General features: G+C 37.3%; 23 protein-coding genes and 1 pseudogene. 14 read left to right on the forward strand and 10 right to left on the reverse strand.

Annotation, left to right across the window (positions count from 1 at the left end; translation table 11 throughout):
• The first annotated feature begins 188 nt into the window (after positions 1–188).
• The 5 genes from OVA16_RS07015 to OVA16_RS07035 all read left to right on the forward strand — a co-directional run bounded on the left by OVA16_RS07015 (position 189) and on the right by OVA16_RS07035 (position 4,671).
• The gene (locus OVA16_RS07015) at positions 189–1,592 is read left to right on the forward strand and encodes a tetratricopeptide repeat protein (RefSeq protein ID WP_267764459.1); all 1,404 of its coding nucleotides are present in this window, start codon (positions 189–191) and stop codon (positions 1,590–1,592) included.
• Positions 1,593–1,643: 51 nt separating this feature from the next.
• Positions 1,644–2,405, forward strand: coding sequence for a phosphosulfolactate synthase (locus OVA16_RS07020; RefSeq protein WP_267764461.1), 762 nt, complete (start codon positions 1,644–1,646; stop codon positions 2,403–2,405).
• Positions 2,406–2,523: 118 nt separating this feature from the next.
• On the forward strand, positions 2,524–3,291 hold the full coding sequence (aroE, locus tag OVA16_RS07025; RefSeq protein ID WP_324288565.1) for a shikimate dehydrogenase: 768 nt from the start codon (positions 2,524–2,526) through the stop codon (positions 3,289–3,291).
• A gap of 31 nt (positions 3,292–3,322) precedes the next feature.
• Positions 3,323–3,940: a gliding motility lipoprotein GldD gene (gene gldD / locus OVA16_RS07030; protein WP_267764463.1), complete on the forward strand. Its 618-nt coding sequence runs from the start codon at positions 3,323–3,325 to the stop codon at positions 3,938–3,940.
• An 89-nt stretch (positions 3,941–4,029) separates the two neighbouring features.
• Positions 4,030–4,671 (forward strand): MBL fold metallo-hydrolase, encoded by a 642-nt coding sequence (locus OVA16_RS07035; RefSeq protein ID WP_267764465.1) that lies wholly within the window; start codon positions 4,030–4,032, stop codon positions 4,669–4,671.
• A 4-nt stretch (positions 4,672–4,675) separates the two neighbouring features.
• Here OVA16_RS07035 and OVA16_RS07040 read toward each other — a convergent pair whose 3' ends face one another.
• The 5 genes from OVA16_RS07040 to OVA16_RS07060 form a co-directional block, all read right to left on the reverse strand.
• Positions 4,676–6,871 (reverse strand): peptidase domain-containing ABC transporter, encoded by a 2,196-nt coding sequence (locus OVA16_RS07040; protein ID WP_267764467.1) that lies wholly within the window; start codon positions 6,869–6,871, stop codon positions 4,676–4,678.
• Entirely contained in the window at positions 6,861–7,364 is a 504-nt protein-coding gene (locus OVA16_RS07045; protein ID WP_267764469.1) for a peroxiredoxin family protein, read from the reverse strand. The genes OVA16_RS07040 and OVA16_RS07045 overlap by 11 nt, the downstream gene beginning before the upstream one ends.
• On the reverse strand, positions 7,361–7,945 hold the full coding sequence (locus tag OVA16_RS07050; RefSeq protein ID WP_267764471.1) for a hypothetical protein: 585 nt from the start codon (positions 7,943–7,945) through the stop codon (positions 7,361–7,363). The genes OVA16_RS07045 and OVA16_RS07050 overlap by 4 nt, the downstream gene beginning before the upstream one ends.
• A complete protein-coding gene (locus tag OVA16_RS07055) occupies positions 7,938–8,828 on the reverse strand; it encodes a hypothetical protein (RefSeq protein WP_267764473.1) in 891 nt (296 codons plus the stop codon). The genes OVA16_RS07050 and OVA16_RS07055 overlap by 8 nt, the downstream gene beginning before the upstream one ends.
• A gap of 75 nt (positions 8,829–8,903) precedes the next feature.
• Positions 8,904–9,131, reverse strand: a complete 228-nt coding sequence (locus tag OVA16_RS07060) for a hypothetical protein (protein ID WP_267764474.1) — start codon at positions 9,129–9,131, stop codon at positions 8,904–8,906.
• A 192-nt stretch (positions 9,132–9,323) separates the two neighbouring features.
• Here OVA16_RS07060 and OVA16_RS07065 point away from each other — a divergent pair, with 192 nt between their 5' ends.
• From OVA16_RS07065 to OVA16_RS07070, 3 genes are read left to right on the forward strand one after another with little or no spacing between them, the layout of a single operon-like run.
• A complete protein-coding gene (locus OVA16_RS07065; RefSeq protein WP_324288566.1) occupies positions 9,324–10,310 on the forward strand; it encodes an ABC transporter permease in 987 nt (328 codons plus the stop codon).
• The gene (locus OVA16_RS20040) at positions 10,295–10,558 is read left to right on the forward strand and encodes an FtsX-like permease family protein (protein WP_324288567.1); all 264 of its coding nucleotides are present in this window, start codon (positions 10,295–10,297) and stop codon (positions 10,556–10,558) included. Before OVA16_RS07065 ends, OVA16_RS20040 begins: the two co-directional genes overlap by 16 nt.
• 3 nt (positions 10,559–10,561) lie before the next feature.
• Complete coding sequence (locus OVA16_RS07070) at positions 10,562–10,945, forward strand: hypothetical protein (protein WP_267764476.1); 384 nt, start codon at positions 10,562–10,564, stop codon at positions 10,943–10,945.
• A 198-nt stretch (positions 10,946–11,143) separates the two neighbouring features.
• On the opposite strand, the gene OVA16_RS07075 is transcribed toward OVA16_RS07070, so the two are convergent.
• From OVA16_RS07075 to mqnB, 4 genes are read right to left on the reverse strand one after another with little or no spacing between them, the layout of a single operon-like run.
• Complete coding sequence (locus tag OVA16_RS07075) at positions 11,144–11,998, reverse strand: 1,4-dihydroxy-6-naphthoate synthase (RefSeq protein WP_267764477.1); 855 nt, start codon at positions 11,996–11,998, stop codon at positions 11,144–11,146.
• A gap of 32 nt (positions 11,999–12,030) precedes the next feature.
• The gene (locus OVA16_RS20230) at positions 12,031–12,324 is read right to left on the reverse strand and encodes a type II toxin-antitoxin system RelE/ParE family toxin (protein WP_420712338.1); all 294 of its coding nucleotides are present in this window, start codon (positions 12,322–12,324) and stop codon (positions 12,031–12,033) included.
• Complete coding sequence (locus OVA16_RS07080) at positions 12,324–12,563, reverse strand: hypothetical protein (protein WP_267764479.1); 240 nt, start codon at positions 12,561–12,563, stop codon at positions 12,324–12,326. The genes OVA16_RS20230 and OVA16_RS07080 overlap by 1 nt, the downstream gene beginning before the upstream one ends.
• Before the next feature lie 46 nt (positions 12,564–12,609).
• Positions 12,610–13,230, reverse strand: a complete 621-nt coding sequence (gene mqnB / locus OVA16_RS07085; protein ID WP_267764482.1) for a futalosine hydrolase — start codon at positions 13,228–13,230, stop codon at positions 12,610–12,612.
• A 281-nt stretch (positions 13,231–13,511) separates the two neighbouring features.
• On the opposite strand from mqnB, the gene OVA16_RS07090 reads away from it, so the two are divergent.
• From OVA16_RS07090 to OVA16_RS07115, 6 genes are all read left to right on the forward strand, one after another.
• A complete protein-coding gene (locus OVA16_RS07090; RefSeq protein WP_267764483.1) occupies positions 13,512–13,922 on the forward strand; it encodes a 6-pyruvoyl trahydropterin synthase family protein in 411 nt (136 codons plus the stop codon).
• A gap of 12 nt (positions 13,923–13,934) precedes the next feature.
• Positions 13,935–14,570: a GTP cyclohydrolase I FolE gene (gene folE, locus OVA16_RS07095; RefSeq protein ID WP_267764485.1), complete on the forward strand. Its 636-nt coding sequence runs from the start codon at positions 13,935–13,937 to the stop codon at positions 14,568–14,570.
• Between the two features lie 84 nt (positions 14,571–14,654).
• Positions 14,655–15,539: an ACP S-malonyltransferase gene (gene fabD, locus OVA16_RS07100; RefSeq protein ID WP_267764486.1), complete on the forward strand. Its 885-nt coding sequence runs from the start codon at positions 14,655–14,657 to the stop codon at positions 15,537–15,539.
• A gap of 168 nt (positions 15,540–15,707) precedes the next feature.
• A complete protein-coding gene (locus tag OVA16_RS07105) occupies positions 15,708–17,972 on the forward strand; it encodes a hypothetical protein (protein WP_267764487.1) in 2,265 nt (754 codons plus the stop codon).
• Positions 17,973–17,979: 7 nt separating this feature from the next.
• Positions 17,980–19,437 carry a sensor histidine kinase gene (locus OVA16_RS07110; protein WP_267764488.1) on the forward strand — a complete coding sequence of 486 codons (1,458 nt, stop codon included), beginning with the start codon at positions 17,980–17,982 and terminating at the stop codon, positions 19,435–19,437.
• A 111-nt stretch (positions 19,438–19,548) separates the two neighbouring features.
• Positions 19,549–22,884 (forward strand): hypothetical protein, encoded by a 3,336-nt coding sequence (locus OVA16_RS07115; RefSeq protein ID WP_267764489.1) that lies wholly within the window; start codon positions 19,549–19,551, stop codon positions 22,882–22,884.
• Positions 22,885–22,982: 98 nt separating this feature from the next.
• Here OVA16_RS07115 and OVA16_RS07120 read toward each other — a convergent pair.
• Positions 22,983–24,564, reverse strand: a pseudogene (locus tag OVA16_RS07120) (peptide chain release factor 3).
• Positions 24,565–25,087 lie beyond the last annotated feature (523 nt).

Raw genomic sequence — 25,087 nt, forward strand, 5'->3', positions numbered from 1 at the left:
GAACAAGAGCTCCTGCCAAGCGGCCACCAATACATCCACACCTTATTCTGCATAAAACTTTTATTTATAAACATTTGAGTTGCATATTGTGTGTATGTTGATAATTATTTTGTGCCTCTTTTTATTATTTGGCGTAAACTTATGATGTATTAAAGTAACTAGGGCTGTTCTTTTAAATATTCAAAAACATGGAAGAAGAATTTGAATTTGATTTTAATGAAGATGCGCAAAATTCGGTAGAACGTTATGAAGAAATGATCCGTAACGAGGATCAGTATTTTTTTGATGCGCAAGCTTTTGAATATATTATAGATAATTACATTGAAAAGAACGATCCGGTAAAGGCATTGGAGGTAATTGATTTTGCCCTTAACCAACACCCGTACGCTGCGGTTTTTTTAATTAAACAAGCACAACTATTGCTGTTTACCAACGAGGTAGATAGGGCTTTTGCGGCATTAGAAAAAGCCGAAATGTTGGAAGCTTCTGAAGCGGACATATATGTGCTAAGGGGAAATATCTACCAAAACATGGATCGCCATGCCGAAGCTTTAGAAAACTACGAAAAAGCACTTACGCTAGCAGAAACTACAGATGAAATTTTATTGCAAATTGCCTACGTGTATCAAAACATGCACGATTATGAAAATGCAATTGTTTACATCAAGCGTAGCTTAGAGCAAAACATGGAAAACAAAGACGGGCTTTATGAGCTGGCTTTTTGTTACGATATTTTAGACAAGCAGGAAGAAAGCATCCAGTTTTACCAAGAATATATTGATAGCGACCCATATTCTTACGCGGCATGGTACAATTTGGCAAATTCGTTTCATAAGTTAGAGCTTTACGAAAAAGCTATTGATGCTTATGATTATGCAATTTTAATTAAAGAGAATTTTTCATCGGCCTATTTTAATAAAGGAAACGCTTTAGTACAGTTAGATAAGTACGATGAAGCTATTGAAGTTTACAAACAGACTTTTGAATACGAACCACCTAATGCAGATACCTATTGTGCCATTGGCGAATGCTATGAAAAATTGGAGCAAATGGGAGAGGCAAGGTCTTACTACAAAAAATCTGTAAAAATGGATCCCAAAATGGCCGATGCCTGGTTTGGAATTGGCGTAACGCTCAATTTTGAAGAGCGCTTTTTCGAATCGCTTCATTTCTATAAAAAAGCTTTAGATCTTGATAACGAAAATGCTGATTTTTGGTTTGCCATGGCCGATGCTTATTATAAATTAGGGCAAATTGATGAATCAATCGAAGCGTATTATAAAGTGTTGGAGTATAATCCAGTAGATGTAGAGGCTTGGCTAGATTTCTCTACCGTTTTATACGAGCAAGGTAGATTGGTAGAAGCATCAGAAACGATGTTGGATGCCATTAAAAACAACCCAGATGCTGCCGAATTATACTATAGAATGGTGGCTTATATGTTTGCTTTAGGCAAAGTACAAGAGGGTGTAGAGTATTTACAAACAGCTTTACAGATAGATCCGGATAAGCATTATATTTTATTTGAATACTTGCCTCAGTTACAAAATAACAGCACAATTGTGGCAATAATAAGCAACTACATCAAATAAAAGGCATATAGGTACTTAAAAAAACGCAGAGTTTTTTAACTTTGCAGCGATATGAATTATACGTTAAACAATATTCCTGAACGTACGGTTAAGCCTCGTCAAAAAGGTTTAACCATGGTAATGGACAAGGGCTTAAGTTTAAGACAGGTTGAAGATTTCTTAGAAGTTGCTGGTACGCACACAGATATTGTGAAATTGGGTTGGGCAACTTCGTATGTTACCCCAAATTTAAAAGAAAAGCTGGCTTTATACCGCAGTGCGGGCATTCCTGTCTACTTTGGCGGTACTTTGTTCGAAGCATTTGCTATCCGTAACCAGTTTGAAGATTACCAAAGAGTATTAGATGAATTTGGAATGGAATACGCCGAAGTTTCTGATGGATCAATGGATATTGTTCACGAAGAAAAATGTGAATACATTGCTAAGTTAGCTAAACAAGTGACGGTAATTTCTGAAGTTGGTTCTAAAGATGCCACTAAGATTTTTGCTCCGTATAAATGGATACAGTTAATGAAAGCAGAAATTGAAGCGGGTTCATGGAAGGTAATTGCCGAAGCAAGAGAAGGCGGAAACGTGGGTATTTATCGCGGTACAGGCGAAGTGAGAGAAGGATTGGTAGATGAGATTTTAACCCAAATACCCGATGAACGTATCATTTGGGAAGCCCCACAAAAAGAGCAACAAGTTTGGTTTATCAAACTAATTGGTACTAATGTAAATTTAGGCAACATTGCTCCAGCCGAAGTAATTCCTTTAGAAACTATACGCTTAGGTTTACGTGGCGATACTTTTGACTATTTCTTAAATAAATAATAACCGATTTAGCTGCCGCAACGTCATTTCGAGTGCATGCGAGAATTGAAAAAGAACGGAGTTAAATCTTTAAGTTGGTATTCTGACTAACAGATTTCTCAGTCGTTCCTCCTTTGAAATGACGAGATGTTTAATTTACGATATGAGAACTTTTGGTTTAATTGGCTTTCCGCTTTCTGCGTCTTTTTCTAAGCAATTTTTTGCAGATAAGTTTAAAGCAGAAGGAATTACAAATTGTAGGTACGAACTGCACCCTATTCCGCAGGCCAAAGAATTGCTAGATTTAATTGAGGCCGACCCTAAGCTTTGTGGAATTAACGTGACTATTCCCCATAAAGTAAGTGTATTACCCTTTTTAACAGAACTGGATGATGCCTCTGAGAAAATTGGTGCTGTAAATTGTATTGCAATTGATCAATCTGGCGAAAAACCTCACTTGAAAGGATACAATACAGATGTTTACGGTTTTGAAGAATCACTGAAACCTTTGTTGAAACCACATCATACCAAAGCGTTGATATTTGGCGATGGCGGTGCGGCTAAAGCAGTAAAATATGTTTTTAACCAATTGAATATTCCGTTTATTTCTGTGGTTAGAAATGCACAGCCAGATGCCGTTTTATACTCTAGCGTAACTAAAGAGGTTTTAGACGAATACACTATTTTAGTGAATACTACCCCATTGGGGATGTTCCCAAATGTAGATTCTTTTCCGCCAATTCCTTACCAACATTTAACAGAAAAGCATTTGGCTTACGATTTGGTTTATAACCCAGAAGAAACTGCATTTTTAACCAGAGTGAAAGAGCAAGGCGGAACCATAAAAAATGGCTTAGAAATGCTACATTTACAAGCAGAGCGTTCTTGGGATATTTGGAACTCCTAATTTTAGACTTTAGATTTACGAAGTACGATTTATGCAGAATGTTACCGCTATAACAACAAAAAAAACTTTGTGTCTTTTGTGTGCTTTGTGGTTGATAACGGCAGCATTTGTTTCTTGTACAAACGAAAACGTATCCACACCAAAACCTAAAGGTTACTTCCGTATCAATTTCCCTAAAAAACAATATCAAGTTTTTAATGAAGGCTGTGCTTATAGTTTTAGCTACCCCACTTATGCCAAATTAGAGGCCGATACCGATAAAAATGCAGCCCCTTGCTGGATGAATTTAAACTTTCCGCAATTTAATGGGGTATTGCACATTACTTATTATGACGTTTTTTCTCCTAAAACCTACAACGAAATGACGGAGAATGCACGTACTTTGGCCATGAAGCATACTATTAAAGCCGATGCCATCGACCAACGTATCATCAATTATCCTGATAAGAAAGTTTATGGCATTTACTACAGCATCGCTGGAAATACGGCATCGTCGGTACAGTTTTTTTTAACTGATAGTGTAAACCATTATTTACGTGGTGCGCTGTATTTTAACGAGCGTCCGCGATATGATTCTATTCAGCCAGTAGTTAAATTTATTAAACAAGATATCGATAAGCTGATAGAAACTTTTCATTGGAAGAAATAGCCCCTCTCTGCCTTCGGCATCTCTCCCCAGAAGGGAGAGAAGGAAAGGAGCAAAAAATCGTAATTCGTAAATCTAAAATCGTAATTCAAATGATTAACCTACAGCAATTTACTTTTAACCCCTATCAAGAAAATACCTACGTTTTGTATGATGAAACTGGCGAATGTGTGATTATAGATCCAGGGATGTACGAAGGGTTTGAGCAAAACCAATTGGTAAGTTTCATTAAAGAAAAAGGTTTAACACCGGTTTTATTGCTGAATACGCATTGCCATATCGACCACGTATTGGGCAATAAATTTGTTTACGACCAATGGGGATTAAAGCCGCAATTCCACAGAGGCGAGCTGATTTTGCTCCATCGAGTAGTAAGTTATGCCCCGCAAATGGGTTTCAACTATCAAGTTTCGCCAGAACCTGAAATATTTTTGGAAGAAAAAGGAACAGTTTCGTTCGGTAACAGTCAGCTAGAATTGATATTTGCGCCAGGTCATTCGCCAGCACATTTGTGTTTCTATGCTAAGCAGGAAAATTTCTTAATTGGTGGCGATGTACTGTTTTTCCGTAGCATTGGGCGTACAGATTTGCCAGGTGGTAACCACCAACAACTCATAGAAAGCATTAAAACCAACGTATTTGCCTTACCAGATGATTGTGAGGTTTTTCCGGGGCATGGACCAAGTACAACAATTGGTTACGAGAAAGTGAATAATCCGTTTTTGGTAGGGTAATGTATTAAATGTTAGTGTCCATTATCAATTGGCTGAAAAAGTTATTAGTAGCTGCCAGTTCTTTTGGAGTACCCTGTACATTAGTTACACCATTTTCAATCACATAAATGCGGTCAGCTAATTTAGCAGCAGATGCTTTGTGTGTGACCATTAATACCGAAAGGCCTTTAAGTTGTTCTTTTTTTATGAGGTTGAGTATGAAATGCTCTGTATTTCTATCCATGGCACTAGTAGCTTCATCCAATAACAATATTTGAGGGTTTTTATAAAGTGCTCTACATATCGCTATAACCTGTTTTTGTCCTCCAGATAGGTTAATTCCTTCTTCTCCTATAATTGTGAAATAACCTTGGGGTAATTGCATGATAAATGGCTCTATACCTAAATCTCTACAAAAGCGTACAACTTTGCTCATCTCTGCTAAAGGATTTAAACAAAGTGCAATGTTTTCTATTACAGAGCCATTAAATAGTTTTATTTCTTGTGGAACCACTGCAAGAATATTGCGCCAAGAGGGAGTGTAGAGATGATTTAATAGTGTTCCGTTAACAGTAATTTCTCCATTTTCAATTTCATAGCATTTTTCTAAGATGGCTAATGTTGTACTTTTTCCGCATCCGCTTTCTCCTAGCAACGCAATCATTTCGCCTTTTTTCAGGTTAACGCTTACATCTTTTAATATCGGTTTTCGCCCAGCAAATCTGAACGAGATATTTTTTACTTCTAGTTGAGCAAATTCTATGAGTGTAATTTTTTCTTCAACAAATTCTGGTTGTATAGAACTGAAATCATACATTCTATCGAAAGCTACTTTAGCTTCTTGTAACTGTAAGTTAATTTGAGATAATCTTGCTACTGCTGGGATTAAAGATCCTGAAAGTGATATAACAGCCATCATTTCGCCAACTTTAAGTTGTTTATTTAGTACCATAAAAGAGGCGGTGGCAATTAGCACTATATTTAAGATAATACCCAATATGTCGTTCATTACTGTAAAGCGATTACCCATTTTGCCCATAGCTAACGTTTTTTCTTGAAGACTGCCATATACATTTTTTATCTTTTGGGTAAATGTAGTTTCGAGCAGATGTTGCTTAATAACCGAAATACCATTAAAAGTGTCTATATAGTTGCTTTGGTTAATACCGCTGTAAGCCATTACTTCTTGTTGATGTTTTTTAATAGGCTTGCTGTAACTCAGTATTAGCAAAACAATTGCAGGAATAAAGCAAAAAGTAATGATAGCAATTGTTTTGGAGTAGGTAATAAGAAAGAAGGAAGTAGACAGCAGGATGATAATATCTATAAAAAATGAACCTGTAATAAAGGCAATGTTACGTTGGATACGGGAAGTGTCTTGCATTCGGGTAATCATATCCCCTGTTTTGCGGGTATCAAAAAAAGATTTTGGAAGGTAAACCAAAGCATTAAAAAAATTGCCAACTATACGGTTGTTAAAATCTTTGCTCTGTAGCAATAGAAAATGTGTTCTAATATAGCTTATACCTGTGCGCATTAATAACACAAAAAACAGTACAATCAACGAAGTAATTAGTCTGGTTGTATTTCCAGAGGGTATAATTTGGTCTATGAGTTTCTGTGAAAATATGGCTATAGCTAAACCCAATATGGTGGCAATAATACCCAATAGCATAGTTAACGCTAAAATATTTAAGTCTGGTTTAATTAGTGCTTTAAACCATTGCCATTTTGCTTTGGTTTCTTGTTCGTTAAGGGTAAAACTTTGATTTGGGCTTAGCGTTAATAAGGTTTTACTTTGCCAAATTTTTTCTAACTCATTTTCGCTAAGCGTTATGATGCCTTTTGCAGGGTCGCCGATAGTAAAAGTTCCTTCCAATTCCTCCAAATGGGAACGAGTATAAGAAAAACAAATGATGTAGTGTTGCAGATTACCTTCGTTTACTACATGTAATATGCAAGGCTTTTCAATTAGCTTGAGTTGTTGCAGGTCTGTTTCATAGGCGTCTGCATCAAAGCCAGTTTTTTGTGCACATTGGTATAAACCTAGCAAAGTAGTGCCAACGGTATCAGTGCCGCTCAATTCCCGTAGTTTCTCTAAGCTGCCAGTGCCTCCATAAAAATTTACCAAGCTAAGTAGACAAGCTACACCGCAATCAGTCTGGTCTTGCTGTAAAACCAAAGCCCTTTTGTATTTTTTTAATTCTGACTTACTTGGCATTGATAAATGAATAGATGTTTTTTGCCGTAGTACCGCCGTTAAATTTTTTAACTAGCTGCTTGTTTCTCGAATACAAATAACTTGTAGGAATGTTAGCCGGTCCAAAATAGTTGGAAAATTGATATTTACTGTCGCTTAAAATTTGGTATTTGATGCCTTTATTGACAAGATATTGGTGATAGGCGTTGAGTTGTTGAATGCTGGAAGGAGATACCAATAAAATATAACATTGGGCAAACCAATCTTTATTCTTAATGATATCATCCATTTCATCGGTGCAATAATGGCAATCTGGCGAAAAGTATAAAATTAAATGATGCTCTTTTTCTGGTAACTGCTTTTGGGTAAATGGCTGCCCGTTTAAGGTTTTAAAAGTAAAATTAGGTAACTGTGCTGCATTGGGTTGAGCCTTTATTTTTACTGTGATAAAATAAAGCATAGTTGCCAATAGACAAATTAAAATGGCGCAAAACAGGTAGAATTTTTTACTCATGCAGGTTGGTTAAGTAAATTGATAAACGTAACAATGACAAACCAAGAGAAAAGCTCTAAACAGTAAGTAATAGCTAAAGTGCGCCCCAATTTTGGTATTTGATTTTCTGTGAGCTTTTTTGCAACAAACACAATTGTAATTATATAAAGCATTTCCCAAAGGTTAATGGTTTGCATTGGGTAAATAAGGTAACTAGGCAAATCTGCAGGATGGTATAATTGGTAAAGCGATAGAGAACTGAAATTTTGAAGATATGCAGGGCGATAGTTTTGCTTATTATATAGCAGCCAAATAAACTCTGCTAAATATTGCAATAAATATATGGAGGTGCCAGCTAGTATGGCTTTAAAAAGAATGTTTTTGCTTAGGCTGATGTTGTTGAGCTTTAACGCAGAAAAAAGCAATAGGAATGTAATTGCCGAACCCCAGAAAACTAAAGCAGGAACAATAAATGTTTTATAAGAAAAGTACTTTCCATTTAGAATGTATATAGAGGATAGGTAAGAAAGTGTAACAAAGCTCCAGATTGTAAAGCCCAAATAATATATGGGAAACTTTCTATTTCGTAATATACTATTCATCGTATGTTAAAATTTTTGCTTGGAACTGGTATTCATCATTTTTATATAAGATCCATTTCTTGTTGTCTCGCTTAATAATAGAATAATTATCTTTATTGTAAGCTTTTGGGAAAGTAGTTGCGCCAAATTGAGGGATTTGGTTCACGAACGCCCCGAATGACTTTACCAATTTGCCACTGTAGTATTCTTTCCCTAATATATCAACAACAACAAAAAAACCATCTTCAGGTAGCCTAATACTAAAATGGGATAGATCGATATTAAACCATCGCTTTTTTTTAACATTTTGCACAATCATCGGCTCCATTAGTTCTAACCTAGGAAAGGTTTCCCCAGATACTTTTTTATACAATCTTAACCTAAATGGCATCTCTATGCCGTCAGCACGGTCAAACATTCTAATTTTAACCGATTTGATAAAGCCCGTTTTTTTATCTTTATTGTTGATGTAAAGTCCTAAACTACTGTTGTAATAAATTCCTGCACTAGTAATAGTAAAGGCTTGGGTGCCAACAGTTATTTCTTTAAGTTTATTTGTTTTCTTAGAAATTTCTACCGCTTTAAGGTCGTAGCTCACCGGTGTAAGTTCAATTGTATAGCGTAAGTTTTTCTTGTTTTGAACGTAAAAACTGGATGTCTGATATCCCATACAGCTAATAAAAACACTGTCTCCCTCGTTAATCTTTTCTAACGGGATATTTGCTGCACCTTGATTATTAATAGGGTAATCTATTTTTCTGTTGATGGATATGTTGGCTGTCTCTAAAGGCGTACCAGTTGATAAGTCTATAATTTTTGGTTGCCAACAAACATTGCCATTCGTTTGCGCCTTGCAGATAAATGATAGCGTACAAAGAAAAATAATCAGAAACGAAATTTTCATATCAAAATCATGAATTGTTAATCAAACCTGTGGGAATTAACATCCAACCAGGTTTGATTAGGTTAGGGTTTATTGCTACCAACCAGTAGGACAGGCTTCTCGTGTATCCGGTCTACTAGCAACCCTAACTCCCATTACATAATACGCACAAGGGTAAGAGCAGAATTCCTGATAATGACCGCCACCTACTTCTCCAACTTCATAAATTCCCGAATCGACAGGAGTTGAATAATCACAATAAGTTCCCCACCATGGGAATCCTCCCTCAATGTTCTCCATTTGTTCTAAGTTTAATTTTTTCATGTTTTTAAAGGTTTTAGTTAAACAAAAAATTATTTGGCGAAACTTCAAAAAAAAAAAAACTATAATTCCAAATATGTGACTTTTTATCACACAACTGAGATGTTTAAGCTTTTAAATTCATCTTTTATTTCTGTTACATCTATTGTCTCAACTTTAAAAAACCCTCCACCTTTTTACCTATCTTTACCCACTGTGAACACCGCCTTTTACATAGCTCGTAGGTATCTTTTTGCAAAGAAATCAACCAATGCCATCAACATCATCTCTGCCATTTCAATGCTGGGGGTAATGGTGGGTAGTGCGGCTTTAATCATTATCCTATCTGTGTTTAATGGTTTTGAGGAAATGGTGCTGAAAATTTTCAATAGCATTACACCACAAATTGTAGTTTCTCCGGCACAAGGTAAAACCTTTAATCCAAATACAGCCTATTTCAATCAGTTAAAGAAAAACGAAAAAGTATATTCTTTTACCGAAGTTTTGGCAGAAAATGCGCTCGTAAGGTACGGCACCAAGCAAACGCCAGCGGTAGTAAAGGGAGTGAGTGCCGATTTCCTTAAAAACAAAAGCTTAGATACCATTATGATAGATGGTACTTTTGTTTTAGAGAACAAAATAGGGCAGCCGCAAGCCGTAGTTGGTTCGGCATTACAGGCATTTTTAGATACCAATCCGGCAGATCCGTTTGAACAGCTCCAAATCTTTTCGCCAAAGAAGGGTGCTACAGGCAGCGCTGTTAATCCGATGGACGATTTTACCATGTTAAGTATCTCGCCAGCGGGAATTTTCGAGATACAACAAGATTTCGACAACCTGTTGATTGTACCTCTAAGTTTTGCAAGAGAACTACTTGGCGAGGCTAAAAATGTGTCTTCCATAGAAATAAACGTAAAGCCCGGTGTAGATGCAGAGGAATTAAAGACACAGGTGTCCAAAGATTTGGGCAGTAGCTATGTAGTAAAAAATAGAATTGAGCAAAACCAGGCATTGTACAATGTACTCGGTTCCGAAAAATGGATGGTTTATATCATCCTAACTTTTATCTTAATCATCGCAATTTTTAATATCATTGGCTCGTTAACCATGTTAGTGATAGATAAGCAGAAAGATATTTCTGTGCTGAGCAGCTTGGGAGCAGGAAAACGATTAATAAGAAGAATTTTTTGGCCGAAGGCATGATGATCACCTTAACAGGTTGTATATTTGGTATAGCAATAGGATTGATTTTTTGCTTGCTTCAGCAACGCTTTGGATGGGTAAAAATGGGCGATGCAAATTTTATGTTCTCCAACGCTTATCCAATTGCATTAAAGTGGAAAGATTTTGTGCTGGTATTTGTCACTGTTAGCTTTTTTTCTTTTATAGCGGCAGGTTTGGCATCAAATTTAAGTGTTAAAAAGATAGATCGTATTAATCAAGATCTTTAGCCTATGTATACTCGTAATAAAATATTTTTTGCATTGTTGTTAGCGGTAAGTTTCTTGTGGGCATGTAACGGTAATAAAAATACAGCTCAAGAAAAAGAAAAATCGATTACTCTAAAAGGACTGTATAGCTTTGGGCCAGAGGTTAAATCTTTTACCGATTGCGATGAAGGCCGTGAATATTGGGTGGCAGATAGTGCTAAAAACCTAGAATTAGAATATACTAACCTAGGCTTCGAAAAACCTTATACGCCAGTTTACATTGAGGTAGAGGCACATTTGGTAAAATCTGACACGGCTACCGTTACTGGTGGTTACGATTCTACAATGGTGGTGACTAAAGTGCTTAAAGTTTTGAAAGATATTCCCGAAGGGCCTTGTAATCAGTAGTTAGTGGCTAGGAGTTAGGGATTAGTTTTATAGTAAGAAAAGCATTTTACTGCAACTATTAAATCAAGTGTAGATTTTCACTTCTGTCGATAGAAACGGCATCCACTTCTACCGATAGCTATCAATATAACTTTTGCTCCTTGTTCCTTACTCCTTGTCCCTTGCTCTTTGTTCCTTGCTCTTTGTTCCTTTATCCAGTTAAGAATTTACATATAAACTCTTTCCTATTGATGGAATTACTTCATTTTTGGTAGCTACTTCAAATAGCGTGTCAATTGCTTTACGGCCTTCGATCCCTAAGTCTACAGAGTATTTGTTTACATACAATTCAATGTGCTTGTACATCACTTCTTCTTCCATAGCCTGTGCATGCTCTCGTATAAAATCAATTCCCGATTTTGGGTTGGCAAAAGCAAATTCTACAGATTTTTTAACTAAACGATTTACTTTCTGCTGAACATCAAGTGGCAACTTTCTGTTTACTACAATGCCTCCCAAAGGGATGGCACAGCCCGAAAATTCTTCCCAATAAGCACCTAAGTCTACCACTTTATGTAAACCTTTAGCTTGGTAGGTAAACCTATTTTCGTGAATAATTAAGCCCAAATCAATTTCTTCGCTAAGCAAGGCGTCTTCAATTTCTGAGAAAACCATTTCTTGTTTATTGGTTAATTGCGGGTAGGCTGCTCCCAATAAAAAATTGGCGGTAGTGTATTTGCCCGGAATGCCAATTTTAAGCTCGCAGTTTTCAGCTTGCAGCTTGCTTTCAATTTGCTTGGCATTTTCCTTTTTGCAAATTAACAAAGGGCCTACGCCAAATCCAAGTGCACTTCCGGCATCCAATAAGGCATATTGCTCTGCAACGTAGGCAAAGGCATGAAAACTCAGTTTGGTAATAGCTAATTCGCTACGCAAAGCTTTTTGATTAAGCGTTTCTACATCATCAAAAAACACCTTAAAAGTTAAACCTTCGGTATCTATTTTTCCGTGTATCAGCGCATCGAAAATAAAAGTATCGTTAGGGCAGGGCGAAAAACCAAGTGTGAGTTCCATGGGGTAAAGATAGTTTATAAGAGCTTAATTCTCTAACGAGAAAACGGTCTTCTACTTGTATGTCTAATTCTTAAAATTCTTATTTCTCTTGAAATTTCACGATATGATATCCGATATCTATCTACTTCAAATGCGTAGAAGCTACCATCGTTATTTTTCTTTAACCTATCTAGTTGATGAATTTTTGGTCTTTCAACTAGCAACTTGATTTTAGATAGTATTTCCCTTTCAATCTTTTCTGCGTAAGCGGAGTTCTCGTTATCTTCGAGATATTGAATGGCATCCATAAGCCGCTTAACAGCTAATCTATTCCATTTTATTTGCATTAAAGTGCTTTTCTTCTGTTTTTAAACAGCAAAACTACATCTTCATGTTTAATGTGTTGTCCCGCAGAAATCTCGGCATCGGCCTCATCTATCTCTTTATTGTATTGATCTAAAAAGGCCGCACTAATATCTTGCTCATTGGCTCCAATGTCAGATTGATAACTATACCTTAAACTGTCCAGAAAAGCCAATAGCACCTTTTCCTCTTGTTCATTTTGGGTGTTTACTAATACGCTCATATTCAAATTTACCAAAAAAATATAAAGTTCTTTCAATCTTAATTAGCTATAACTGTACCAGAAAAGCTATTAACCATTCGTTCAGGTTTTTTACTGCCAAACCAATTTGCCAACTTTCTCTGTTTCTAGGTTCTACGTAGTTAGAAATGCTTCGCACTTGCAAAGTCTTAATGCCTAATTGATTGCAGGCATAAAAAACTGCTGCGCCTTCCATGCTTTCAGTTTGAGGATGGTAAATTGCCTCGGTTTTTTCAATGCTTTGTGCGTTGCCATGCACTTTATTTACGGTAATTCCTTTTACTGCTCTAAGTTTAAGTGCTATATCGGACGAAGATGAAAACTCATTCTCCCCAAAGCCAAGTTGGGGTAAGCTGATGAATTTTTCATGGTCTTCGGCTCCTAATTCTGCAAAAGTGTCTTGAGTAATATTAACGAGTTCTCCCAACGAAATTTCTCTGTCGAAACTGCCAGCAATACCAACATTGAGTACTAAGTGGTAGTTGCTGGTAAGCTTTTGTCCTAGTGCAAATGCAGTTGCTACCATACCTACGCCAGTAATGAGCACATCAAAATTTTCTGTTTCGATGAAATTGCGAGGCTTCAAATTGAAATGCGACAGGGTTGGCGCAATTTCTGCCTGGGTGGCTGCAACGATGAGAAGTTTCATGATGCTAATTAACAATATTTTTTGGTTGTTTGGTTGTTTGAGGGCTTGGTTTTTTTGGTGTTTAGCAATGTTTTTTGTGTACTAAACCCGTATTGTAGCGAGCACGTAGGAGCAAACCTATGTGTTTGCTCTGGAGTAAAGCGGAAAGCGGGGCTAACGCCGCTATGAAATGCTGTAATTGCTTTTCAAAAAATCATACAGCGCTCAAATTTTCAGTTCCTCCAATATCAAATCTCCGCCTCTCGACTTTATACTGTATATTTGCACTTTATTTTTTAAGAATGATTTATATCACACGTAGAGAAAGCTTTAACGCTGCACACAAACTGGCTAGACCAGATTGGACAGAGGACGAAAATACGGCGGTTTTTGGCAAATGCGCTAACCCAAATTGGCATGGTCATAACTATCAATTATATGTAACGGTTAAAGGAGAAGTTAACCCAGAAACTGGTTTTTTGGTAGATTTGAAATGGTTAAAACAAGTAATTAATACCCATGTGATTGATAAAGTTGACCACAGAAACTTGAACCTTGATGTGGATTTTATGAAAGGTAAATTAGCATCTACAGAGAATTTGGCAATTGCCGTGTGGGATATTTTGAAACCACAGATAAACGAAAGCGGTGCCGAATTGCACTGCATTAAAATTTACGAAACTGATAACAACTACGTCGAGTATTTCGGCTAATAGCATCTAAATATGGCACACAATCACGACCACGATGATGAAGAATTATTGGGCTATCAGAAGATAGAACGATACAACGATGATAAAATTAACAGTGTTGCAGTACACTATAAAGATATTTTAACGCAATTGGGCGAAAACCCAGAGCGTGAAGGTTTGCTGAAAACACCAGAGCGTGTAGCTAAAGCTTTGCAATATTTAACGCATGGCTACGATGTTAAACCAGAAGAAATTTTGCGTTCGGCAATGTTTAAGGAAGAATATAGCCAAATGGTGGTGGTAAAAGATATTGAGATTTTCTCTATGTGCGAACACCACATGTTGCCGTTTTTTGGGAAAGCACACATTGCCTATATTCCTAATGGGCATATTGTAGGTTTAAGCAAAATTCCTCGTGTGGTTGATGCTTTTGCCCGCCGTTTACAAGTGCAAGAGCGTTTAACTAACGAAATTAGAGACTGCATTCAGGATACGTTAAACCCAGCTGGTGTTGCCGTAGTAATGGAATGTAAGCACTTGTGCATGGCAATGCGTGGGGTGCAGAAACAAAATTCTGTAACTACTACCTCTGCATTTACTGGCGGATTTTTGAAAAATGATAAAACTCGTGCAGAGTTTTTAAGGTTAATTACGGCAGATTTACACTAACAACCCCAAACCCCTAAAGGGGCTTTTGGATAACGAACAAAATTTAACAACAATATAAATTTCCCCTTTAGGGGATTAAGGGGTATGAAAGCATATATTTTTCCAGGGCAAGGCGCCCAGTTTGTAGGCATGGGTAAGGACTTGTACGAAAACAGTCCGCTAGCTAAAGAACTTTTTGAAAAAGCGAATGAAATTATCGGTTTCCGCATTAGCGATATCATGTTTGGTGGTACTGACGAAGAATTGAAGCAAACCAATGTAACACAGCCTGCAATTTTCTTGCACTCGGTAATTTTAGCAAAGGTTTTGGGAGATGATTTTAAGCCAGAAATGGTTGCAGGCCACTCTTTAGGCGAGTTTTCTGCTTTGGTTGCGGCTAACGCATTGTCTTTTGAAGACGGTTTAAAATTGGTTATTGCTCGTGCTAATGCCATGCAAAAAGCTTGCGAGTTGCAACCAAGCACTATGGCTGCTATCTTAGGTTTAGCTGATGAGGTTGTAGAGCAAATTTGTGCTGGAATTGAAGATGTAGTAGTTCCTGCAAATTACAATTGCCCTGGTCAGTTGGTAATTTCTGGAAGTATTGAAGGCATTAACAAAGCATGTGAGCAATTAACCGCTGCGGGTGCAAAAAGAGCATTGAAGTTAAATGTTGGCGGTGCTTTTCACTCGCCTTTAATGGAGCCTGCAAAGGTAGAATTACAGGCGGCAATTGAAGCTACAGCAATTAATGCACCGGTTTGTCCAATTTATCAAAACGTAAATGCGCAGCCAACTATTGATCCTGTGGTAATTAAGACAAATTTAATTGCCCAATTAACTGGAGCAGTAAAATGGACACAAACTGCAACCAATATGATTGCTGATGGCGGTAATGATTTTGTAGAAGTAGGCCCAGGCAACGTATTGCAAGGCTTAGTTAAAAAAGTGAGTAGAGAAGTGCAAACTAGCAGTGCAAACATCGCTTAGTTTTTAAAATAATTACTGGGGCTGTTTAAGAGCAATCGTCCAAAAAAAATAGAAAGTTATAAATGCTTAACACATTTATAACTTTTTCTGTGTTTATACGTTGGAAATTAACATTTTGCTTTTTACACAGCCCCATTTCTGTATATTTATATTTTAAAGCCGTTAAATTTGAATACAGGACTGAAAATTAGATTTTTGATGTTGCTATTAGGTGTTTGTTGCTTTGTAACAGCCATTTCCTTGCGCAATTCAATTACTAAAAAAGACCTGCTTTTGCATGAAGCCAACCGGCTGCAAGAAAATTTATTAGTTCGGGAGCGAATCATTTATGATTATCTTACCATGCCCGATAGGTTGGAAGACCTAAAGAAATTTAGTGTAGACGAAAAACTATCTAGTGATTTTATTGCTACCTATCGCAGCAGTGGCATCAATGTGTTGGTTTACAAAAAGGGCGAGCTAACGTATTGGAGCACCTATAAAGCTACGCCTAAAAACGTAGATAGGCTAAAAGATGGCACTTCTTTCGTGCTGCTACCTAATGGTTATTACGAGCTCATCAAAAAAACGGTTGGAGAATACATGTTTGTTTTTCTTGTAACGGTTAAAACCCAGTTTGCAATAGAAAATCAATATTTACGTAATGAGATTTGGCCGGGTCTATTTAATAACAATACACTACAAATAGCTTCTTTTACAGATAAGGAAACCACCGAGATTTTTAGCTTAAATAAAGACTACCTTTTTACGGTTAAGCTTAGTAGCAACTATACCGATAACATTTTTACATCTGCAGAGCTTTGGCTTTGGCTAGTAGGCATATTGTTTGTAAGCCTATTCGTAAATTCTTGTGGTTTGTGGTTGGCTAGTAATGGGAAAGTACTAATTGGAACTCTACTAGTGGCGGCATACTTTATAACTTTTAGGTGGCTAGACTTAAACTACTTTTGGCTTAACCACCAGTTTGATTTAAAAATATTCGATCCAACTATATACGCAGAAAGCGATTTTCTTCCCTCACTAGGAGATTTACTGTTAAATGTATTGGCTACTACGTGGATTTTGGTATTCATTTATGCCCATAGAAATGCTTACACCCTCCCCAAAAGTATAGCAACAAAAAAAATAGCCAACTATCTTTTGTTCTTACTTTTTGCCGCAGTACTATCGGTAGTCGCATTTTTAACCGAAGACTTGTTTTTTGGCTTAGTGTTCTATTCAAAAATAGAATTTAACATTAGTAACATCATTAACTTGGGGTGGGTAAGCTGGGTAAGTATCTTTATTCTCTGCTTGGCTTGGCTTAACATTTATCTAATGGTTAATGCCATGCTAATGTTAACCAAGCAATTTGTAATAAGCAACAAAGAAAAATTGTGGCTTTTTTTACTTATTGTATTAGGTTTTACGGTATATAAATTGGCAACAGACTATACGGTGTTTTATTTAGTGTATGCTTTGCTAATTTTTATGATTGCCTACAACAATTACATTCAAGGCAGCAAGTTTTCTATTTCGGTACTCGCGGTTATTTTCTTGTGTATGGCCACCAATACTTCAATTAAGTACATAAGGTTCGAAGATACTAAAGAGCGCAATATCAGAGCTGGAATCGCCGATAAGTTGATGTATCAGGATGATCCAAAAGTAATGAATGCCATTGAATTGCTAGAGAGTGGCCTTTCTGTAGACTCGCAAGTGGTAAGTTATTTTAAGCATCCTTTGCTGATACAGACAACTAATTTCCATAACTATATTTCTAAAAATTACCTAGATGGGTACTTGTCTCGTTTCGAATATAAAATGTTCGAATACAATAGCAAAGACGAATCGTTAAAAAGTGCTGAGAGTTTGCCTATTGCTAAATATAAAAATTTGGTAAAATTTGGTGCAGTAAAAGCCCAGCAGGCCAACTACTTTTACCGTGTTAACGATACTTTTGGTTTTCAAAACTACTTCGGTATTATACCCATATTTGATGCCGGCGAACTTCTAGGTACCATGGTAGTAGAGCTTACCTCTAGGCCTTATGATTATAATACGCTTTTTCCCGATTTATTGATAGATGGTAAGCTGAAAAGTGACGAAGATTTAAGCAAATATTCTTTGGCTTTTTATAAAGAAAACCAATTGTTTAGTCAGTCTGGCAAGTACGTTTATCCAATGGTAAACACTAACTTTAAAGGCGAAAGAGACCGTATTGAGTTTGTAAACGAGTATACTCCAAATTATTCTTATAGCCATGCAGTTTATAAACCAGCAAACAATCGTTTAGTGGTTATTAGCTTAGAGAAAGTAGAATTTACGGTACGTTTGGCAACTTTATCATTCTTCTTCCTCATCTTTATCATATTTGGCATTGTTGTATATATTGTAGTTTGGCTGGTGGTAAACATTAGCGATAGTAGAGGGGGGCATCTTCAACATCAATAGGTATTTGATGATTAATGCCAATAAAATTCTCTACAAAACCCGTATACAGTTTTCGATAGTGCTTTCTGTAGTGGCTACGCTGGTTATTGTTGGGTGGACTACCTTTTTCAATATCAAACATCAATACCTTGAACAACAAACCGAACAGGTAAGAGAGAAATTGCGAAAAGTGCAATTGGCCTACGAAAAGCAGATTGCCCTAGCAGGTACCATTAGCAACAATAGCGAGGCGCAATTTGAGTTTAACCAATTTGCGGATGTGAATGGTGTTTACCTCAATTTGTACGATATTAGTGGCAACCTTTACCTTACTACTTTGCCTAGGTTGTACGATTTGGGTATTATTGGGCGTAAAATGGGTCCAATGGCCTATATGCAGTTGGCTACAGCACAAAAATCGGAATACATAAACCCGGTAGAAAAAATTGGCGAATTTAGCTACGCTGCAGCTTATGCTCCGGTACGAAATGCCGATAACCAAACCATTGCCTATATCAGTATTCCATACTATTCAAACGAAGAAGATTACCAGGCCAGAATTGGGCTTTTTATCAATACGCTAATTAATATTTACGCACTAGTTTTTGTATTGATTGGTGTTTTGGCTGTTTTCTTGGCCAACCAAATTACCAGTCCGCTAACTTTTATACAAGAAAACATACGCAGAACCAAGTTGGGGCAGGCCAACCAGCCATTGGTGTGGCACCGCCAAGACGAGATTGGGGTACTCGTAAAAGAATACAATAAAATGATTGCCGAACTAGAGGTAAGTGCAAATAAATTAGCTCGTAGCGAACGCGAAAGTGCATGGCGTGAAATGGCAAAACAGGTAGCTCACGAAATTAAAAACCCATTGACACCGTTAAAGCTTGGTGTACAGTTGTTAGAAAAATCGTGGAAAGAAAAAGATCCTAATTTTGAGCAAAAGTTTGAGCGTTTTAATAAATCGTTTGTAGAACAGATTGATAGCTTAGCCACCATTGCATCAGAGTTTTCTAATTTTGCAAAAATGCCCGATACTAAATTGGAACACATTACACTGGTGCCAATTATAGAGCAAGCCAAAGAAGTATTTAGCTCTATGGAGCATGTAGAAATCCATATATTAAACAGAAGCAATAGAGAAATATGGGTGCTTGGCGACAAAGACCAGCTGCTGCGTTCGTTTAATAACCTGTTAAAAAATGCCATAGAAGCTGCAGATGGGAAAGAGAAATGTGTAATTAAAATACATATTGCTAACGATGAAAAACAGGTTTTTGTAGAGCTAGAAGACAACGGAAAAGGTATTGAACCAAGTTTACAGAGCAGTATTTTTAGGGCTAATTTTACCACAAAATCATCGGGCACTGGTTTGGGCTTGGCATTCGTAAAACAGGCCATAGAAAATGCTGGCGGAAAAGTAGAGTTTACCTCAGTATTAAATAATGGAACTATTTTCTACCTCACTTTCCCATTAGTGTAATGATGTTTAGGGTTGGCCTCATATCGCTTTTAGTGATTTTGGTAAGATACTGGATTAAAAGCACAGCTAAATACCAACCAACGGTTTAAAAAGCTTAACACCACCACCAAAGTGGTTGCGCTAGATAGTTTAAGTATCGTGCCGCAATCTTTTAGCGTTCGGTACAGCACAAATTTGCCTGTAGATAGTTCGCTCTATCAAGTAGACTATGCCAAAGCCACCTTTTTATGGAAAGGAGCAGAAGGGGTAGCACTGATGCTGAACTACAAAGTGTTCCCCATTTTATTCTCTAAAAGCTATTTTCATAAAGATGTAAAACTGATTGAAGAGCTGGCCATAGATAACAGTAGTTTTTATAATTACAAGCCTCAAACGGTAGAAAATACCCTTTTTTCTATGAAAGGCTTAAATAAAAGTGGCAGTATTTCCAGAGGTGTCATGTTTGGTAACAACCAAAACCTTTCGGTAAACTCTAATATGGTGTTACAAATGTCTGGTAAAATAGGAAACGACATTGAAATTTTAGCCGCCATTTCTGATGATAATTTGCCCATACAGCCCGAGGGAAATACGCAGCAACTTAACGAGTTCGATAGGGTGTTTGTACAGATTAAGAAAGACAGCACGATGCTTACCGCTGGAGATTATGAGCTGAAACGGCCAAATAGCTATTTCATGAACTTTTATAAGCGAACGCAAGGCGCCATGATTAGCCATGATTTTAAAACGGAAAAAGGAATTAGATACAGCACAACGGTTGCCGCTGCGGTGGCAAAAGGTCGCTCGGGCCGCAATCAAATTATTGGTCAGGAAGGGAACCAAGGTCCTTATCGTTTAACAGGTAACAACGGCGAAACTTACATTGTGGTTATTGCTGGTACTGAGCGTGTTTTTATTGATGGGGTGCCTTTAGTTCGTGGGCAGGATAACGATTATATCATCGACTATAATACCGCAGAAATTACTTTCACTGCTAAGCAAATTATTAACCTTAACAGTAGGATATCGGTAGAGTTTGAGTATTCTGATAAGAACTATTCTCGGTCGCTCACTTATTTAAACCAACGGATAGAAACAGATAAATTGGCTTTCCGTTTAAATTATTACAACGAGAAAGATAATCGAAATCAGCCTTTTTTACAAATCTTAAATGACGAGCAAAAGCAGTTCATGTCTACCTTGGGGAGGGATATTTCGCAGGCTTATTATCCTAACGTTACCGAAGTTCCCTATAGCGAAAATGAGATTTTGTACGAAAGGTTAACATCGGTAGGCGGTGTAGATTACTATCGCTACAGTACCGATCCTGCTTTGGCGAAATTTCGTGTTGGTTTTTCTTATTTAGGCGAGGGTAGAGGCAACTACCGTATCAATAGCCAGTCGGCGGCAAATGGAAAAGTTTACGAATATGTAGCACCTGTTGCAGGTGTAATGCAGGGAAATTACGAACCAATCACTTTGCTTATCACGCCAAAACAGCAGCAGTTAATTACCCTAGCAGCAGATTTTAAACCTCAAAAGCAAACACTTTTTAGTAGCGAGTTTGCCATCAGTAACAACAACCTTAACCTGTTTGCAGATAAAAGCGTAGCAAATATATCTGGCTATGGTTTAAAGTTAGATGCGCTTCATCCGTTTGTATTGAATGATAAAGGCTTAAAGCTTAACACCTCTGCCAATTACGAGTATGTAAGCAAAACATTTAAACCCATAGAACGATACCGCACAGTAGAGTTTAACCGAGATTTTAATTTAGATGCGATTACAACCGAAGCTACCGAACATTTGTTTACTGCCGGGGCGCAGTTGTTTAAAAGCGAGCAACAAAATATTGGATACACCTTAAATACATTTACTAGAGAGGGGCAATATCAAGGTTATTTACACAGAGTGAAAAGCGTATTTAAGGCTGGTAAATATGGCTTAAAGTACGATGGTAGTTTGCTAAATTCTGATGCTACGGCGAATAAAGGAACTTTCTTTAAACATTATTTAGATGCCAATAGAGAGGTTTTCAATTTCTTGGCAGGCTTTGTTTTTGAGCAGCAGCATAACCTTACTACAGATAAGCAAACAGATTTGTTGACTGGAAATAGCCTTTCGTACCATATTTATAAATTTTACCTACAAAGCAAAGCGACAGAAAGTAACCGTTATAAAATAGATTATAGCTTTAGGCAAGATCAATTACCTCGAGGAACGCAATTGTTGAACAGTTCGCATTCGCAAAGTGTAAATGTGGGTTTAGATTTAAGCAAAAATGTAAACTCTAGATTGAGTTTAACAGCTGGTTATCGCAAAACGGGATATGAAAACGGATTTGCTTCGGTAGATAGTGACGAAAGCTTGGTGGGTAGATTAGATTATAACCTTAATGCGATGAAAGGTTTTATCAATACTTCTGTTTATTATGAGGTGGGCAATGGGCAAGAGCCTCGTCGCGAAATCACTTATTTGGAAGTATTGCCCGGTCAGGGTATTTATGCTTGGAACGATTATAATGATAATGGCATTAAAGAACTGGATGAGTTTGAAATATCACGGTTTCCAGACCAAGCAAAGTACATCCGTATTTTTACAGCAGGTACCGAATATGTGCGTACCAATTTCACGGGTGTTAATCAAACTTTTAGGATTACACCAAGTGCCATTTTAAAGGGAAGCAAGGGTTTGCAGAAGTTGGTAAGTAGGTTTACCAACCAGCTTTCTTATAAGATAGATAGAAAAATTTTAGCAAGTAATGGGCTAGAGGTTTACAATCCTTTTCATACAGGCATAGATGCCGCAAATTTGATTTCTTTGGCTTCTTTTCTGCGTAATACGCTTTTCTTTAATCGTAATAACCCAAAGTTTGGTGTAGATTTTAACTATTTGGCCGATGGTGGCAAAAGCTTTTTGAGCAACGGTTTCGATAGTAGAAAACGTAACGAACGGGGGCTGCGCATTAGAACAGCTCCAATAAAAAGTACCAACCTTAATCTTACTTTAAACCAAGGGCGTAAGAATTACAATTCCGAACTTTTTGTACAACGTAATTATCAGATCAGTTATTTCGATGTGTTACCAGAGTTAAATTATCAATTCAGTACAGATTTGAGAGTAACTTTTGCAGGAATTTATGGCAGTCAGCGAAATGCCAGTGCTTATGGTGGCGAAAAAAATCAGAATGTAACCTTTACTACCGAAACACGTTACAATGTTTTAAAAAAGGGCGTGCTAACGGGTAAGGTTAGCTACATCAACAATAAATTCACTGGCGAAAGTAACAGTACCATTGGTTACGAAATGCTATCTGGTTTGCAGATTGGCAACAATTACACTTGGGGCTTAGGGCTGCAAAGAACCATTGGTAATGGTATACAGCTTAACATTAATTACGAAGGGCGTAAATCGCCAGCAGTAAACGCTGTACACACGGGCAACATGCAAGTTAGGGCATATTTTTAAGCATTGCGAGATTATCGCATAACCTCGCAGATTTTAACACTACAAAAAAATAGCAGCACAAAAATTGCGCTGCTAAAAAAACTTATGGTTTAAAAGGGCTATTTAAACTCGCTCGTGGTATGAAACTCAATGTCCGGATAATCGCGTTTGGTCATTTCAATCATAAAATCGTTGTCTGATAAATACACCGGATTACCTTCTTTATCGGTACCAATATGCTGTTGCTTGCGTTTTACAAACTCATCTAAAGTCTTTCTATCATCAGATGTTACCCAACGCGAACGACTATAAGTTAGCGTACGAAAACGACATTTAGCACCATACTCATGCTCTAAACGGAAATTAATTACCTCAAACTGTAACTCGCCCACGGCACCAATTACCTTACGGTTACCGGGCTGCATCACAAAAAGTTGCGCTACACCTTCGTCGGTTAATTGCTCAATACCTTTTTCCAATTGTTTGGTACGCATAGGATCCATGTTTTCTACCTCTTTAAAAATAGCTGGAGAAAAACTCGGGATGCCCTTGAACTGCAGTTTTTCGCCTTCGGTTAAGGTGTCACCAATCTTAAAGTTTCCACTATCATATAAACCAACCACATCTCCTGGCCAAGCTTCTTCTACTAAACTTTTCTCGTTGGCCATAAAATCCATTGGGTTGGCGAACTTCATTTTCTTATCCTGACGGGTGTGGTAATAGAATTTATTGCGCTCAAACTTGCCCGAGCAGATACGCAAAAAGGCAATTCTATCGCGGTGTTTTGGGTCTAAGTTCGCATGTATTTTAAATACAAAGCCGCTAAAGTTTTTCTCTTCTACCAGTACATCACGTTCTTCTGCTTCGCGGTGTCGCGGACTAGGGGCAATTTCAATGAAAGTATCCAGTAGTTCTTTAATCCCAAAGTTGTTAATAGCTGAACCGAAAAATACGGGCGCCAGTAAGCCTTCTTTGTATAAAGAAATGTCTAAATCGCCATATACACCGTTTACTAATTCAGTTTCATCTTTTAGGTTGCCAACCTCTTTTTCCTGTAGGTAATCAAGTAGTGCAGCATCATTTAAATCGTTAACTTTCACCACAGAATCCGTAACTTTTGTTTTATCTGAGTGGAAAAGGTTTAACTGATTATGATAAATACTGTAAACACCTTTAAAGGTGTGGCCCTGTCCGATAGGCCAAGATTGTGGGCATAAGCTGATGTTTAGTTTTTCCTCAATTTCATCTAGTAAATCAAACGCTTCTTTACCTTCGCGGTCCATTTTGTTGATGAAAATAATCACAGGAGTGTTACGCATCCTACAAACCGACATTAATTTTTTCCGTTTGTTCCTCCACACCTTTTACACAATCTACCACTAAAACTACACTGTCTACCGCCGAAAGCGTACGGTAAGTATCTTCAGCAAAATCTTTGTGGCCAGGCGTATCCAAAATGTTGATGCGTTTGCCGCTGTACTCGAAACCCATTACCGAAGTTGCTACAGAGATTCCACGTTGACGCTCAATTTCCATGAAATCGGAAGTATTGCTTTGGTTGGCTTTGTTACGTTTTACGGCACCTGCAGTATTAATTGCACCACCAAAAAGCAAAAATTTCTCGGTAAGCGTGGTTTTTCCCGCATCGGGGTGGCTAATAATGGCAAAGGTTTTTCTTTTCTCTATTTCTGGATGTAGCATACAATATCGGATTTTTTGAAACGGAAGTATTTTCAGCTCAGGTTATAAAAACCTTAAAACGAATAAAATAGCTGATTGATGTTTCATGCCGCAAAGATACAATACATTTACGATTTTAGATTTACGATTTTAGAATTTAAGTGTGGGAACCTGAATAATTCTAATTTTTGTGACGCCGAATGACTTTGAAAAGCAATAGCTGTAGTTCTTCGGTTTCGAAAGTCCCGCTTTCAGTCCAATCTTTTTGTATCGCTTCTGCTGTCATTCCGAGGAACAAGGCATCTGTATCTGAATTGCTTAACCTTAGATCCTTCACTAGCGTTCAGGATAACAGCTTTAAACAAAAAGTATTTTCCTTCAATCGGGTTTAATTAACAATCTGCTGTGCTGTAAACTCAGGCAATTTTACCCCTTACGTCGCACATTAAGATTAACAGTTAAGAGAAGTCTTTGCTTTCTTAGCGTAGCTCTTTATTTCTTTGCGGCTAATTAACTGCAGGGTTTCATAAGTCTTCGCAAAGTT

This window comes from Pedobacter sp. SL55, from assembly GCF_026625705.1.
GTDB lineage: Bacteria > Bacteroidota > Bacteroidia > Sphingobacteriales > Sphingobacteriaceae > Pedobacter.